The organism is Ramlibacter sp. (assembly GCF_028292805.1).
Lineage (GTDB): Bacteria > Pseudomonadota > Gammaproteobacteria > Burkholderiales > Burkholderiaceae_C > Ramlibacter.
This window is the reverse complement of the sequence record NZ_JAQGLS010000109.1, coordinates 1-15216: the sequence shown is the minus strand read 5'-3', so window position 1 is coordinate 15216 and position 15216 is coordinate 1. Positions and strand designations below refer to the sequence as shown.

The following is a 15216-nucleotide window of genomic DNA, read 5'->3' as shown; positions in this document are numbered from 1 at the left end:
TGGCGCCCAGGCCGACATCGTCGACCACGTGGTCGCCGGTGGCGATGCGCTGGTGCTGATGCCCACCGGCGGCGGCAAGTCGCTGTGTTACCAGATACCCGCGCTGGCGCGGCAGGACGCCGGGCTCGGCGTGGCGATCGTCGTTTCGCCGCTGATCGCGCTCATGCACGACCAGGTCGGCGCGCTGCGCGAGGCCGGCGTCGAAGCCGCCTTCCTGAACTCCACGCTGACCGGCGAACAGGCCAGCAACGTGGAACAGCGCATGCTGCGCGGCGACCTGACCATGGTCTACGCCGCTCCCGAACGCCTGACCACGCCGCGCTTCCTGTCGCTGCTGGACACCCTGCACCAGCAAGGCAAGCTGAGCCTCTTCGCGATCGACGAGGCGCATTGCGTCAGCCAGTGGGGCCACGACTTCCGGCCGGAATACCGCGGCCTGTCGCTGCTGCACACCCGCTACGCTGGCGTGCCGCGCATCGCGCTGACGGCGACGGCGGACGGCCTGACCCGGGCCGACATCGTCAAGCACCTGCAATTCGAGGACGCGCGCCAGTTCGTCAGCAGCTTCGATCGCCCGAACATCCGCTATGCGATCGCCGAGAAGCAGGACGCCACACGGCAGCTGCTGCGCTTCATCGAGCAGGAACACGCCGGCGAAGCCGGCATCGTCTACTGCCAGTCGCGCAAGCGGGTGGAGGAAATCGCCGAGACCCTGTGCCGGGAAGGCATGGACGCCCTGCCCTACCACGCGGGCCTCGACCAGGGCATGCGCCAGCGCCACCAGGACCGCTTCCTGCGCGAGGACGGCGTGGTGATGACGGCCACCATCGCCTTCGGCATGGGCATCGACAAGCCGGACGTGCGCTTCGTCGCCCACCTCGACTTGCCGAAGAACATCGAAGGCTATTACCAGGAGACCGGCCGCGCCGGTCGCGACGGCCTGCCTTCGGACGCCTGGATGGCCTACGGCCTGCAGGACGTGGTGAACCAGCGCCGCATGATCGACGAGAGCCCGGCGGGCGAGGAGTTCAAGCAGGCCTTGCGCGGCAAGCTCGACGCGCTGCTGGCGCTGGCCGAGGCCACCGACTGCCGGCGCGTGCGCCTGCTGTCGTACTTCGGCGAGGCCTCGCAGCCCTGCGGCAATTGCGACAACTGCCTGACGCCGCCGGCGGTGTGGGACGGCACGGAGGCCGCGCGCATGCTGCTGTCCACCGTGTACCGCGTGCAGCAGGCCGGCGGCATGAGCTTCGGCGCCGGCCACATCATGGATATCCTGCGCGGCAAGGCCACGGAGAAGGTGGCGCAGTTCGGCCACGAAAGGCTGTCCACTTTCGGCATCGGCGCGGTCTTCTCCGAGCAGCAGCTGCGCGGCGTGTTGCGCCAGCTGATCGCCACCGGCGCGCTGGCCGTCGACGCGGAGGCCTACAACACCCTGAAGCTCACCGCCGGCTCGCGCGCGGTGCTCAAGGGGGAGCAGCAGGTGATGCTGCGCGAATCGATCAACCAGCCGGCGACGCGAACCCGCAAGCGCGAGCGCGGTGCGACCCGCGCACCTTCGGCGGCGGCGGCCGGCCTGACGGAAGCCGGGCAGCAGCGCTTCACCGCGCTCAAGGCCTGGCGCGCCGAGATGGCGCGCGAACACAACCTGCCGGCCTACGTGATCTTCCACGACGCCACGCTGGCGGCCATCGCCGCGCTGGCGCCGCAGGACGTGCGCGACCTGGAAGGCGTCAGCGGCATCGGCGCGAACAAGCTGGAGAAGTACGGGCCGGCGGTGATGGACGTGCTGCACGCGCTGGCTTAGGTCGCAGCGTGGTGCGCACGTTCCGTGCACACCCTACGAATGCACGGCCGGGCCGGTAGGGCGCGCACCTCCTACTGCAAAAAGCCGATGCTCCGCGCCTCCCGCACCTCGGGCTTGATCCGGTGCTCCGCCTCCAGCTGCTCCAGGAATTCCTCGGCGCTGAATTTGGCCGCGAGGATGTCGACCTGCCGCTTCACCGCCGCGAAGTCGCCGGGACACAGCTGGTCCAGCTTCGCCAGCCGCGCCTGCGAGTCGGCGGTCAGCGAGGAAGGCTCGCCATCGAGCGCCTCGGTCACGAACATCCGCTCGCGCTGCGCTGCCGTCAACGGCTTGAAGCGAATCTTGAAGGCGAAGCGGCGCAGCGCCGCCTGGTCGATGCGGTCCATCAGGTTGGTGGTGCAGATGAAGATCCCGGCGAAGCGCTCCATCCCTTGCAGCATCTCGTTGACTTCGGTGACCTCGTAGGTGCGCTGGGCGCCGCGCCGGTCCTGCAGGAAGCTGTCGGCTTCATCGAGCAGCAGCACCGCCTTCTCGGCCTCGGCCTCGCGGAACATCCCCGCCATGTTCTGCTCGGTCTCGCCGACGAACTTGCTCATCAGGTCACTGGCCTGCTTGATCAGCAAGGGCCGGTCGAGGCTGCGGGCGATGTGTTCGGCCAGCGCGGTCTTCCCGGTGCCCGGGGCGCCGTAGAAACACAGGGTGCCGTGGCCGCGCGCCTTCAGCGCATCGACGATGCGCGGCACCTCGAAGCGCGAATCCACGTTCAGCATCTCCAGGTCGTAGGTCGTGACGCTGGGACGCACCGCACCGTCGTTGCTGCGCGTGCCGAGCGCGCGATCCGCGTTGCGCAGCTGCCGCTCGATCAGCTCCTCGGACGACAGGCCATCGGCGTTCGCCAGCCCGGCAAAGCGCACCGCCGTGCGGATCTGCGCCGGCGTCAGGCCCTTGCGTTCGGTCAGCTTGGCGACGAAGGCGGCGGACACCTCCACGCCTTCCAGCGTCTTGCGCACCAGCCCTTCGCGCGCGCCCGGCGGCGGTGACTTCAGCTCCAGGTGGTAGGCGAAGCGGCGGCGAAAGGCGGGATCGATCTGCTCGATGCGGTTGGTCACCCAGATGGTCGGCACCGGGTTGGTTTCCAGGATCTGGTTGACCCAGGCCTTGCCGCTGACGCTGCCCGAGGGCGGCGCGACGATCTGCTCGGCCCGCGCCATCATCTGCGCGGCTTCGCTGGAGATCGGCGGGAACACGTCCTCGACTTCGTCGAACAGCAGCGCCGCCTGGGCGCTGCCTTTCAGGAACACCTGGGCGATCTGCAGGGACCGGTAGCGGTCGCGCCCGCTCAGGGAATTGCCGTCACGGTCCGCGTACTCCACCTCGAACAGCTCCAGGCCGGCCGCCTGCGCCACCACTTTCGCCAATTCGGTCTTGCCGGTGCCGGGCGGGCCGTACAGCAGCACGTTGACGCCCGGCTCCTTGCGCTCCACCGCGCTGCGCAGCAAGGCCCGCAGCACCTGCGCGTCTTCGGAGACGAAGGAAAAGTCATCCAGCGCCAGGTTGCTCTTGGCCGATGGCCGCGTGAACACCGCCATCAGCTCGCTCTGGTCGCGGTACTCGCGCATCAGCACCGGCGGCAGCTTTTCGCTGACCTTCATCAGGTCGGCCAGGTCGGTGATGTTGTGCTCGGAGATCAGGTTTTCCACCAGCCCGATGCGCTCCAGCCGCGAGCCCGCGCGCAGCGCCTCGCCCACGTCGGCGGCAGTGACGCCGGCCACTTCGGCGATGGCGGCGTAGGCCTCGGGCGCGTTGTTCACCTTGAACTCCACCAGCAGGCTGCGCAGGTCGCGCTGGTAGCGCGCCAGCGTGCCGTACAGCAGCAAGGCGCGTTCGGCCTTGTTCAACTGCAGCAGGCTGGCCAGTGCGGCGATGTTCTTTTCCACCAGGGTGGAGTGTTTCTTGAGCGCATGCGTGAGCCAGTCGCCGGTGACGGCCAGCACCGACAGCAGGTCCTTGGGCTGGTCCTTGGCGTATTCATCCAGGTAGAAGAACAGCGTGCCCTCTTCGTAGGGGCCGCGCCAGACGCCGTGGCGATCCAGGAATTCGCGCGTGCTCAGCTGCTCGTGGCCGCGCCAGAACTCGTTGTCCTTGCAACGGCGGCCCAGGAACTCGCGCAGCCGCTCCAGCGAAGGCGCCGGCCACACCAGGTGGCGGCCGGCCAGCGACAAGAGGCCGTTCAAATCGCGGCGCACGTTGAACTTGGCGCCCTGCTTGGCCGCGAGCGTCAGCACGAAGTGCGAGCACATCAGGTCGAGGACGGGGGCGTCCTTCAGGCCGGGCGAGGGCAGCACTTGCAGATCCAGCGAACGCTTGGCCAATCGACCTCCTTGGACAGCTGCACGAAGATAGCGCGAGGCCATGCTACATGGAAGATCCGCCGGGTGGGGCCACGTAGACTCCCAACGTGGACAATTGCCCGATGACCGGACTTGCCGAGATCCTGGCCGCCGCCGCCCGCCTGCAAGGGCAGCTGCTGGACACGCCCTGCGTCGAGTCGCGCACCTTGTCGCAGATCACCGGCTGTCAGGTGTACCTGAAGTTCGAGAACCTGCAGTTCACGGCGTCCTTCAAGGAGCGGGGAGCCTGCAACAAGCTGGCCCTGCTCAGCGCTGCGCAGCACGATCGCGGCGACCGCCCGGCGATCCGCGGGGTGGTCGCCATGAGCGCCGGCAACCACGCCCAGGGCGTGGCCTATCACGCGCAGCGGCTCGGGCTGCGGGCGGTGATCGTGATGCCCCGCTTCACACCCGGGGTGAAGGTGGAGCGCACTCGCAGCTTCGGCGCCGAGGTGGTGCTGCACGGCGACACGCTGGAAGAAGCCCGCAGCCACGCGCTGGCGCTGGCCGCCGGCGAGCAGCTGGAATTCGTCCATCCTTACGACGACGAGGCCATCATCGCCGGCCAGGGCACCGTGGGGCTGGAGATGCTGCGGCAGGTGCCGGGCCTGGACACGCTGGTGGTGGCCGTCGGCGGCGGCGGGCTGATCGCCGGGGTGGCGGCGGCGGCCAAGGCCTTGAAGCCGGCCATCCAGGTGATCGGCGTGCAGGCGCTGCGCTTTCCCAACATGTTCAACGCGATCAAGCACACCGAGCTGCCGCAGGGCGGTTCGACCATTGCCGAGGGCATCGCGGTCGGCCGGCCCGGCAAGCTGACGCAGCCGATGATCGAGCGGTATGTCGACGACCTGCTGCTGGTGGACGAAGGCGACATCGAGCAGGCCATCGTCATGCTGCTGGAGATCGAAAAGACCCTGGTCGAAGGCGCCGGCGCGGCCGCGCTGGCGGCGCTGCTCAAGGAGCCGGAGCGCTTTGCCGGCCGCAAGGTCGGGCTGGTGCTGGGCGGCGGCAACATCGACCCGATGTTGCTGGCTGCGATCATCCACCGCGGCATGGTGCGGGCCGGCCGGCTGGCTCGGCTGCGGGTTTGCGCCCGCGACGTGCCGGGCTCGCTGGCGCGGATCACCGCGATCGTGGGCGAGGCCGGGGCCAACATCGACGAGGTGCACCACCAGCGCGCCTTCACCCTGCTGGCGGCGCAGAACGTGGAGATCGAGCTGGTGATCCAGACCCGCGGCCGGCGCCACGTGCAGGCCGTGCTGGATGCGCTGCACGAGGCCGGCTTCGAAGCGCAGGAACAGTGATGGGCCAGGAGCAGTGGCAGACGGCGTGGCGGAGTCCTTCGCCCGGTGGCTGCAGGCGCGGGTGCTGCCGGCTGGCAAGAGCCTGCCCTTCGGCGAGATCGACATCCGCGGCGCCACCGACGGCAACAGCGCCTGCCCGGCCAAGACCACCTGCGCCTGCGCCTGCGGCGGGGCGGCACGGGGAGTAGAATCCCTGAGTCCCGTTCGCCGAGGAAGAGCCCATGTCCGCACCCCACACCCACTCCACTGAAGTCCACCACCCGCACGACCCGGTCGAGGACGTGGTGGCGATCATCCCGCTGGTGCTGCCTTTGGTCGGCGCCGCCCTGATGTTCCTGCTGGCCTTCATCGCCATCTACATGGCCTGAGCGCCCGTCGCCGGCCCCTCCCGCGCCCCTAGGCTGCCAAGCCAGGGGCGTTGTCGTTTCCGGACCTGCGCCCCTGACTCATAACGTCATGCATTTTTTGCATGGAGACAAGACCCTGCGGCCGGGATCTAGCTGAACTGCTTCTTAAAATAGGCTTCCAGCCGACCCGGCGGAGCGAGGCCCGCTTCCGCGCCACAGCCGACTGCCAAGCCTGCTTCCACAAGGGCGTGCCCGCGGCTGACACCACGCCAGCTCCCTTTTGAAAACCGGTTTCAACTTAGGAGCTATTGGAATGAACTCTCCCGTGATGCAAGGCCTGAGCCTCCAGGCCCCGGGCTACGTGAAGAACGCCCGGCTGATCGCCTGGGTCGCCGACATGGCGGCCCTGTGCAAGCCCGAGCAGGTCTACTGGTGCGACGGCAGCCAGGAAGAATACGACCGCCTCTGCCAGCAACTGGTGGACGCCGGCACCTTCAAGAAGCTGGACCCCGTCAAGCGCCCCGGCTCCTACCTGGCCTGGTCCGACCCGACCGACGTCGCCCGCGTGGAAGACCGCACCTTCATCTGCAGCCGGCAAAGGGAAGATGCCGGCCCGACCAACAACTGGATGGCCCCCGCCGACATGCGCGCCACCCTGCAGCCGCTGTTTGACGGCTGCATGAAGGGCCGCACCATGTACGTGGTGCCGTTCTCGATGGGCCCGCTTGGCTCGCCGATCGCCCACATCGGCATCGAGCTGTCCGACAGCCCCTACGTGGCCGTCAACATGCGCATCATGACGCGCATGGGCAAGGCCGTGTACGAGGTGCTGGGCGTGGACGGCGAGTTCGTGCCCTGCGTGCACACCGTCGGCGCGCCGCTGCAGCCCGGCCAGCAGGACGTCTCCTGGCCCTGCAACAAGACCAAGTACATCGTCCACTATCCCGAGACGCGCGAGATCTGGTCGTACGGCTCCGGCTATGGCGGCAACGCGCTGCTGGGCAAGAAGTGCTTCGCCCTGCGCATCGCCTCCACCATGGGCCGTGACCAGGGCTGGCTGGCCGAGCACATGCTGATCCTGGGCGTGACCAAGCCCGACGGCAAGAAGTACCACGTGGCGGCGGCGTTCCCGTCGGCCTGCGGCAAGACCAACTTCGCCATGCTGATCCCGCCGGCGGGCTTCGAAGGCTGGAAGGTCACCACCATCGGCGACGATATCGCCTGGATCAAGCCGGGCGCCGACGGCCGCCTGTACGCCATCAACCCGGAAGCCGGCTACTTCGGCGTGGCGCCGGGCACCAACATGCAGACCAACCCGAACTGCATGCACAGCCTGGACAAGAACGTCATCTTCACCAACGTGGCGCTGACGGACGACGGCGACGTCTGGTGGGAAGGCATGGGCGAGCCGCCGGCGCATGCCATCGACTGGCAGGGCAAGGACTGGACCCCGCAAACGGCCAGGGAAACCGGCGCCAAGGCCGCCCACCCGAACGCGCGCTTTACCGTGGCCGCCATCAACAACCCGGCGCTGGACCCGGCCTGGGACGACCCCGCCGGCGTGGCTATCGACGCCTTCATCTTCGGCGGCCGCCGCTCGACCACGGTGCCGCTGGTGACCGAGGCGCAAGACTGGGTGCAAGGCGTCTACATGGCCGCGACCATGGGCTCGGAGACCACCGCCGCCGCCGCCGGCCAGCAAGGCGTGGTGCGGCGCGACCCCTTCGCCATGCTGCCGTTCACCGGCTACAACATGAGCGACTACTTTCGCCACTGGCTGGACCTGGGCAGCAAGCTGCAGGCCTCGGGCGCCAGACTGCCGAAGATCTACACCACCAACTGGTTCCGCAAGGGCGAGGACGGCAAGTTCGTCTGGCCCGGCTATGGCGAGAACATGCGCGTGCTCAAGTGGATGATCGACCGGATCGAGGGCAAGGCCGCGGGCAAGCAGCACGTGTTCGGCATCAGCCCGGCCTACGAGGAGCTCAACTGGGAGGGGCTGGACTTCAGCGCCGACCAGTTCCAGCAGGTGATCGGCTTCGACCGCAAGGCCTGGGAAAAGGAACTGGAGCTGCACGACGAGCTGTTCCAGCAGCTGGCCAACCGGTTGCCGCCGGAGCTCAAGGCGACCAAGGCGAAGATCGAGCAGCAGCTGGCTGGCTGAGGCGGCGCCGCCAATGAACACAGGCCACCCGAGGGTGGCCTGTGTTTTGGCTCGGGGTGTTAATCAGCTGATGACCCAAAGTCGTCGCTGAACCCCAAAGAAGCCGTTTTCGGGCTCCGGAGGACGGCTTTTCTTCTGGGGCGGTCGCTTCACAGCACTACCGTGACCAGATGCGCCCCAAATTCATCGCCGACGCCAGTTCGCCGGCAGCGAACCGACCCCACCCTGAAGTGGCTCCTGAACGAGCGCGCGGCCCTGGTCGGGAAAATCTGCCGGCTAGACGACGTGCTTCCTTCTCGCCGTGGCGAAGCCACAAGGGCGCGGGAGCACGCGGACGCCCTGCTCTCCGACCTGCAGCAAGTCGAAGCTTGTGCGACACAGGCCAAGAATTCTCTGGACGCGTTGGACTCGGTGTTGGCCAATGCCGATCCGACGGTCGACCCCGCGGCCGGAGGAACAGTCGATGCCTGGGCGGGGAAGTACGGCGCCCGCGGGAGTCTGAAGAGCTTTTTCCTCACGGCTCTGAAATCGGCAGCGCCGGCTGCATTCACCGCGAGTGCCCTGATGGCCGCGGCGGTGGACGAGTTCAGCCTGCAGTTGAAAACGAAAGCCGAGCGCGACACGTTCCGACGGCGCATTCGAATGCGACTACGGGAGGTCTCACATTTGGTCGAGGAGCTGCCCCCACAAGGCTGCCAAAGGCAGGTTCTTTGGAGGTGGCGCCAGCTTCCGAGTCTGGTACAACCCGCGCCGGCGCCACTCTGGTCTGAACTACCTGTCGCCCATCAACTTTGAAAGAAAACACGTCGAGCAAGAAAGCATCGCTGAGAAACGCGGGTTGACCGCGTCGGCCCGTTCGTCGCAAGCGCCGACCGCCGCCGTGGACAACCCTGCACCTGTGCAGTCACCCGCTTGAGAACCAAGCACATACCCGTCCGTGGGATGGGGTCAACTTCAACTTCAAACTACGACTGGCGTGGGTTTCCCGGCTTTTTGGGCCATGTGCTGATTAACACCCTTGGCTCGGCTGCGGTCAGGGCTTGCCGGCTGCCGCCTGGCGGCGGGCCCAGCGCTCTTGGCGCTCGCGGGCTCGGCGCTGGGCCAGCCGGTGCGACCAGCCGTCCAGCAGCCGCAGCAGCGGCCCGGGCAGGCGCTTGAGCAGCACGGCGACCCAGGTGGTGCGGACGATGGCCAGCATGCAAGCGCGCGCTCAGTAGTAGGAGCGCACCGAGCGCGCTTCAGCGCTCATGGCACGGCTCAGGTCGGCCATCACGCGGGCGTCGGTCAGGGCCAGGGCCCACAGCTTGTCGTCGTCGACCCGTTGCTGGCGGGCGACGGCCCAAGCGGCGAAGCGGCTGGCGACCTTGGCGCCGACCTGGCGCAGCGGGGCGCCAATGAAGGTCAGCACGGCCAGCACCAGGCGGGTGAGCGTGGCGTCGAGCTGGCGCACGGCGGCAAAGCCGCGGGTGAAGCGGGTGATACCCGCGTGTTCAGTCGGAAAATCGGCCTGGATGAAGCGCGTCATTATTCTGTTCCCTTGAAAACGCTTGTGGCGGTATGCCGGGTGCGTGCAGTGATACTAGGGTATCCCCTGATATTTCTCCACTTTAGATTAGTGATGGCTATCATTCACTAGCCGTATGTCCGCCCCCAACTTCCGCACCCTCGACCTGAACCTGTTGCGGGTCTTCGACCAGGTGATGAGCGAGCGCAACCTGACCCGGGCGGCGCGCAACCTCAACATGACGCAGCCGGCGGTAAGCAACGCGCTGAACCGGCTGCGCGACGCCTTGGGCGACCGGCTGGTCGTGCGCAGCGGCTACGGCGTGGAGCCGACACCGCGGGCGTTGGCGCTGTGGCCGGTGATCAGCGACTCGCTGCGGCAGCTGGAGGCGGTGATCCTGCCGGGCGAATTCAATCCGGCCGAGGCCACCCAGAGCTTCACGCTGGCGATGGCCGACGCCACCGCGGCCGAGCTGATGCCGGGGCTGGTCAAGGTGCTTCAGCGTGATGCCCCCGGCGTCTCCATCCGCTGCGTGCCGCTGACGACGCGCGATCCGCGCCGGTTGCTCGACGAAGCCCAGATCGACCTGGCCCTGGGCTACTTTCCGGCGGTGATCGCCGACCTGACGGCCCAGGCCCAGGCCGGCGGGCTGGCCGCCTTCGACCACCAGCGGCTGTACGACGGCCGCTACGTCTGCGTGATGCGCAAGGGCCACCCGCTGGCCACCGGCACGCTGACGCTCAAGAAGTACTGCGCCGCGCAGCACCTGCTGGTGAGCTTTTCCGGCCGGCCGTTCGGCTTCACCGACGAGGCGCTGGCCGCGCTCGGCCAGCAGCGGCGCATCGTGCTGACCGTCAACCAGTTCTTCACCGCCGGCCTGGTTGTCACCACCTCCGACCTGCTGACGGTGCTGCCGGCCCACTTCATCAGCACCACCGGGCGCGCCAGCGAGTTGGCCCAGCGCGAGCTGCCGTTCGCCGTGCCGGCGGTGCACGTCGATGCGCTCTGGCACCGCCGCCAGGGCGTGCGCAGCGACCATGCGTGGCTGCGCGCGGCCGTCACCAGCGCCGCCGCCGCTGCCTTCGCGCAAGGCCATCGGCAGGAGCACGCACAATAGGCCGGTGAAGATCCAGCTGATGTCCGACCTGCACCTCGAGTCGCAACCTGGCTGGCGCGCCCGGCCGGCGGCCGGGGCCGAGCTGCTGGTGCTGGCGGGCGATGTCGGCTCCTACCAGCAAGGCTCGCGCCTGACCGACGACGACTTCGGCCTGGCGCAGTTCTCGCCGCTGCACGACTGGCCGGTGCCGGTGCTGTACGTTCCTGGCAACCACGAATACGACAACCTCGATTTCGACGCCACCCACGATCGGCTGCGCGCCACCTGCGAGCGACTGGGCATCCAGTGGCTGGAACGCCAGGAGCTGGTGATCGCCGGCGTGCGCTTCCTGGGCACCACGCTGTGGGCCGACTTCGACGCGCTGGCGCTGCAGCCGGGCCAGCCGGAGCCGGGGCTGGCCGACGTGCTCAAGCTGCGCCACAAGGCCTTTCGCGCCGCCAACTACTACCTGCAGAAGGCGGCGGCGATGCGGCACGGCAAGCCCATGCTGGCCCAGGAGTGGCGCGAGCAGGCGCTGGCCTGCCAGCAGTGGCTGGGCGCGGCGCTGGACCGGCCGTTCGCCGGCAGCACGGTGGTCGTCACCCATTTCGCGCCCAGCCTGCGCAGCGCCGATCCGCGCTACGGCCTGCGTGCCGGCACTGCCGGCTTTTGCAATTCGCTGGATGCCTGGCTGCCGAAGGCGCAGCTGTGGCTGCACGGGCACCTGCACTGCCAGCAAGACTACGTGGCGCACGGCTGCCGCGTGGTTGCCAACACGCTCGGCTACGCGGCCAAGGGGGAGCAGGAGGACTTCCGCGAGCAGTTGATCCTCGTCGTCCCTCCCGCAGCGCACCCGTGCTAGGCTTCCGCAAGGATAAAAGGAAGCCCCCACATGAAGATTCTTCTCGCCGTCGACGGCAGCGACTACACGCGCAAGATGCTCGACTACGTCACCAGCAACCGCGCCTTGTTCGACCCGGGCCACACCTACGTGGTGCTTAACACGCAGCCCGAACTGCCGCCGCACGTGCGCTCGTCGCTGGGCGCGAACGCCGTCAAGGACTACCATCAGGACGAAGCCACCAAGGTGCTGGAGCCGGCAATGGCCGCGCTCAGCGCCGGCGGCATCAATGCCCAGCAGCTGTGGGCGGCCGGCCCGGCCGGCGAGACGATCGCCGGCCATGCCGAGAACAACGGCTTCGACATGATCATCATGGGCACGCACGGCCACGGTTCGCTCGCGCGGCTGGTGATGGGTTCGGTGACGACGCAGGTGCTGGCGCATTGCGGCGTGCCGGTCCTGCTCATCCGCTGAGCCGGCGCCACTTGCGCACTACCGCGTCCGCACAACTGCCGAACAAATCAGCGGGTTCTTTACACGCGGCTTGCGATTGCGGCAGCTGGCTGCCGCACACTTTCCGAACCGGCGCTCGTGCCGGCGGGAGGCCGCGATGAAACCGCTGTGGACGCACACCCTTGCGTGGATCGCCGCCATCCTGGCCGCGCTGCTGTTGGCATTGGCGGGACCGGAAGCCGGCGGCAACGGCTTCGAGCTCGAAGTAGCGCACGGCGCCGGCACTCCCCGCTGATCTCACGCATGCGGGCGGCGGTGCGCTCAGCACGGCAGCCACGGGTCGGGCCCGCCGACTGCAGGTTGCCGCAGTGCCGGCGTTCGACTGCCGCCGGTTCGGGCGCAGTGGGCACTTGGCGGCGGAAGCGGGCTGGTCGCTGAACACCCGAAGCGCTCCGTCCTTGCCGGCTGACAAGCGCAGGCATCGGTGCGAATCCACGGCGCCTGAACGCGCGCGTCGCACCCTGCCTTCAATGCCCCCGGCTTCCCGCCTTGGCGCGGGCCACGAGGCTCTATGCAGCCGGCGCCAGGATCCCCCACAGCTTGGCCCCCGTCAGCGGCATCTGCAGCCCGGGCGCCGCATCCTTGAAGCCGGCGCGCGCCAGCGCATCGGCCACCGCGTTGACCACGCTCGGCGCCGCGCCGATGGTGCCGAGTTCGCCCACGCCTTTCACCCCCAGCGGGTTGTTCCTGCAGGGCACGGTTTCGTTCATCTCGGTGACGAACTCGCAAGCGATGATGTCGGCGCGCGGCGCCGCATAGTCCATCAGGCTGCCCGTCACCGGCTGGCCGCTGGCGCGGTCGTACACCATGTGCTCGCACAGCGCCTGGCCGATGCCTTGCACCGCGCCGCCATCGAGCTGGCCGCGCACGATCATCGGATTGACCACCCGGCCGACGTCGTTGACGCTGGCATAGGCCACCACCTGCACCTCGCCGGTGGCCGGGTCGATCTCCACCTCGCTGATGTGGCAGCCATTGGGCCAGCTCGGGCCCGCGACGGTGCTGGTGTGGTCGACGAAGATGCGCTGCTGCGGCTGCTTGCCCGCCACCTCGAACAGGTCGATGCCGACGTCGGTGCCCTTGACGGTAAAGCGCCCGCGCCGGTACTCGAGGTCGACGGTCGACGCTTCCAGCGACGCCGCCGCCAGCTGCCGCGCCTGCTCCAGCGTCTTTTCGGCGCCCAGGTGCAGCGAGGAGCCGCCGGTGAACAGCGAACGCGAGCCGGCGCTGCCGAAGCCCTCGCCGCGGTCGGTGTCGCCCAGCACCACGCGCACCTGCTCGATGGGCACGCCGAACACGTCGACCACCAGCTGCGCCAGCGTGGTCGCGATGCCCTGCCCCATCTGGTTGACGGCGGAGAACACCTCGATCACGCCGTCGGCGCGCACGTCGACGGTGACGCGTTCCTCGAACACGTTGCCGCCGGTCCATTCCAGGAAGGTGGCGATGCCCTGACCGCGCAGCTTGCCGCGCCCCCGGCTCTGCGCCGCCCGCGCCTCGAAGCCGCTCCAGTCGGCCAGCGCCAGGCCCTGCTCCATGATCTTGTCGAATTCGCCGACGTCGTAGGTGTGACCCATCGGGTTCGCGTACGGCATCTGGTCGGGCCGGATGAAGTTGCGGCGCCGCAGCTCGACCCGGTCGATGCCGGTCTGGCGCGCGGCTTCGTCCATCAGCCGCTCCATGATGAAGATCGCCTCGGGCCGGCCGGCGCCGCGATAGGCCGCCGTCGAGGCCGTGTTGGTCATCACGCAACGAATATGGAAATCGATCAGGGGCACGTCGTAGACGCTGGTCTGCACCCACGGCCCGATCAGCAAGGGGATCAGCAGCCCGGTGGCGAGCGCATAGGCGCCGACGTTGGCCAGCGTCTTGATGCGCAGCGCCAGGATGCGGCCGTCGGCCGCCAGCGCCAGCTCCGCCTGCGCCTGCTGGTCGCGCCCGTGCGCCGACGCCAGGAACTCCTCGCTGCGGTCGGCGATCCATTTGACCGGCCGCTGCAGCTCGCGCGCGGCCCAGGCCGTGGCGGCGTCTTCCGGATAGATGCCGGTCTTCATGCCGAAGCCGCCGCCGACGTCGCCCACCGTCACCCGCACCTGGTCGGGCGGGATCCCCAGGATGTCGTTGGCCAGCGAGTTGCGCACGCCGGACGGCATCTGGCTGCTCATGCGAAGCGTCAGGCGGCCGTCGTCGGCGACCCAGGCCAGCACCGAGCGCGGCTCCAGCGAAAAGGCGGCCACGCGCTGGTTGACCACCGACAGCTGCACCACGTGCGCGGCCAGCGCGAAGGCGGCCTGCGCCTTGCCGGCGTCGCCGTGCCGCATCTCCGCCGCCACGTTGTCGGGCGCTGCGTCGCACAGCACCGCCTTGCCGGCGACGGCGTCGTCCAGATCGACGACGTGCTGCAGCTCTTCGTAGTCGACGAAGACCGCTTCGGCCGCATCGCGCGCCTGCTGCAAGGTTTCGGCGATCACCATGGCCACGGCCTCGCCGGCATAGCGGACCCGCTCGTGCGCCAGCACCAGGCGCGGCGGCGAGGCGCCCGGGGTGCCGTCGCCGCGGTTGAAGCCGGGCACGCCGGTGGGGATGGGCTTGACGCCGGCCGCCACCAGGTCGGCGCCGGTCACCACCTTGACCACCCCGGCCATCGCCTGCGCCGCCGCCGTGTCGATCGAAGCGACGCGCGCATGCGGATATGGTGAGCGCACGAACACCAGCCGCAGCTGGCCCTCCGGCACCAGGTCGTCGGTGTACTGGCCCAGGCCCTTGAGCAGGCCTTCGTCCTCGATGCGGCGCACGGACTGGCCGCTGCCGAACCGCTGGGGAATGGAAGTGTCGGTGGTCATCGTGGCCAAAGTCTCGCCGATTTCCGGCGGCCTTGCAGCCCGCGCTGACCCTAACGTTCTTTTTGGGGTTCCAGGCACCGAGGCCGGGATGCGCCGCGCGCGGACCGGTTCCACCTGTCAAGAGGATCCGGCTTTGCCGGTCCTCTTGACACTGATCAGGCCCCTGAGAAATCGCACCAGCGATTTCTCAGGATTGCTTATCGGGCGGAAGCCGCCTCGCCCGGCACCGTGGCCGCCGTCCAGCGCAACAGGTCGATCCACATCTGGCGCATCTCGGCGTCCAGTGGCGTGCGCTGCGAGTTCGGCAGCTCGATGGTCACCACCGGCACGCCTTTGTGGACGCCGCCGTAGTTGCCCAGCGAGCCGGGGAAGATGCCGACCTGGTCGAGGTACAGGCGGCCCAGCCGCGA

Annotated in this window: 12 protein-coding genes and 1 pseudogene; 8 read left to right on the top strand and 5 right to left on the bottom strand. The window is 68.6% G+C overall.

The features are described from left to right. Positions 1–1804: DNA helicase RecQ (gene recQ, locus JWP65_RS06375; protein WP_299761610.1), on the top strand; the 1804-nt coding region annotated here is incomplete at its 5' end. Positions 1805–1875: 71 nt separating this feature from the next. Here recQ and JWP65_RS06370 read toward each other — a convergent pair. Further along, positions 1876–4176, bottom strand: coding sequence for an AAA family ATPase (locus JWP65_RS06370; protein ID WP_299761607.1), 2301 nt, complete (start codon positions 4174–4176; stop codon positions 1876–1878). Between the two features lie 101 nt (positions 4177–4277). On the opposite strand from JWP65_RS06370, the gene JWP65_RS06365 reads away from it, so the two are divergent. The 3 genes from JWP65_RS06365 (at position 4278) to JWP65_RS06355 (ending at position 8009) form a co-directional block, all read left to right on the top strand. Then, the gene (locus JWP65_RS06365; RefSeq protein ID WP_299761604.1) at positions 4278–5498 is read left to right on the top strand and encodes a threonine ammonia-lyase; all 1221 of its coding nucleotides are present in this window, start codon (positions 4278–4280) and stop codon (positions 5496–5498) included. 221 nt (positions 5499–5719) lie between these two features. Next, entirely contained in the window at positions 5720–5866 is a 147-nt protein-coding gene (locus tag JWP65_RS06360; RefSeq protein WP_299761601.1) for a hypothetical protein, read from the top strand. Positions 5867–6158: 292 nt separating this feature from the next. Beyond that, positions 6159–8009, top strand: coding sequence for a phosphoenolpyruvate carboxykinase (GTP) (locus JWP65_RS06355; protein WP_299761599.1), 1851 nt, complete (start codon positions 6159–6161; stop codon positions 8007–8009). 1033 nt (positions 8010–9042) lie between these two features. On the opposite strand, the gene JWP65_RS06350 is transcribed toward JWP65_RS06355, so the two are convergent. Together JWP65_RS06350 and JWP65_RS06345 are read right to left on the bottom strand one after the other, a co-directional pair. After that, on the bottom strand, positions 9043–9207 hold the full coding sequence (locus JWP65_RS06350; RefSeq protein WP_299761596.1) for a hypothetical protein: 165 nt from the start codon (positions 9205–9207) through the stop codon (positions 9043–9045). 12 nt (positions 9208–9219) lie between these two features. Next, positions 9220–9534 carry a hypothetical protein gene (locus JWP65_RS06345; protein ID WP_299761593.1) on the bottom strand — a complete coding sequence of 105 codons (315 nt, stop codon included), beginning with the start codon at positions 9532–9534 and terminating at the stop codon, positions 9220–9222. Between the two features lie 115 nt (positions 9535–9649). Between JWP65_RS06345 and JWP65_RS06340 the strand changes: the two genes are divergently transcribed. The 4 genes from JWP65_RS06340 to JWP65_RS06325 all read left to right on the top strand — a co-directional run bounded on the left by JWP65_RS06340 (position 9650) and on the right by JWP65_RS06325 (position 12198). After that, complete coding sequence (locus JWP65_RS06340) at positions 9650–10630, top strand: LysR family transcriptional regulator (protein WP_299761589.1); 981 nt, start codon at positions 9650–9652, stop codon at positions 10628–10630. Positions 10631–10634: 4 nt separating this feature from the next. After that, on the top strand, positions 10635–11471 hold the full coding sequence (locus JWP65_RS06335) for a metallophosphoesterase (protein WP_299761586.1): 837 nt from the start codon (positions 10635–10637) through the stop codon (positions 11469–11471). Between the two features lie 30 nt (positions 11472–11501). After that, the gene (locus JWP65_RS06330) at positions 11502–11924 is read left to right on the top strand and encodes a universal stress protein (protein WP_299761583.1); all 423 of its coding nucleotides are present in this window, start codon (positions 11502–11504) and stop codon (positions 11922–11924) included. 136 nt (positions 11925–12060) lie between these two features. Beyond that, complete coding sequence (locus JWP65_RS06325) at positions 12061–12198, top strand: hypothetical protein (protein ID WP_299761580.1); 138 nt, start codon at positions 12061–12063, stop codon at positions 12196–12198. Between the two features lie 274 nt (positions 12199–12472). On the opposite strand, the gene JWP65_RS06320 is transcribed toward JWP65_RS06325, so the two are convergent. Together JWP65_RS06320 and JWP65_RS06315 are read right to left on the bottom strand one after the other, a co-directional pair. Beyond that, positions 12473–14806 carry a xanthine dehydrogenase family protein molybdopterin-binding subunit gene (locus JWP65_RS06320; protein WP_299761577.1) on the bottom strand — a complete coding sequence of 778 codons (2334 nt, stop codon included), beginning with the start codon at positions 14804–14806 and terminating at the stop codon, positions 12473–12475. 197 nt (positions 14807–15003) lie between these two features. Then, a pseudogene (locus JWP65_RS06315) lies at positions 15004–15216 on the bottom strand (murein peptide amidase A); the annotation flags it as partial.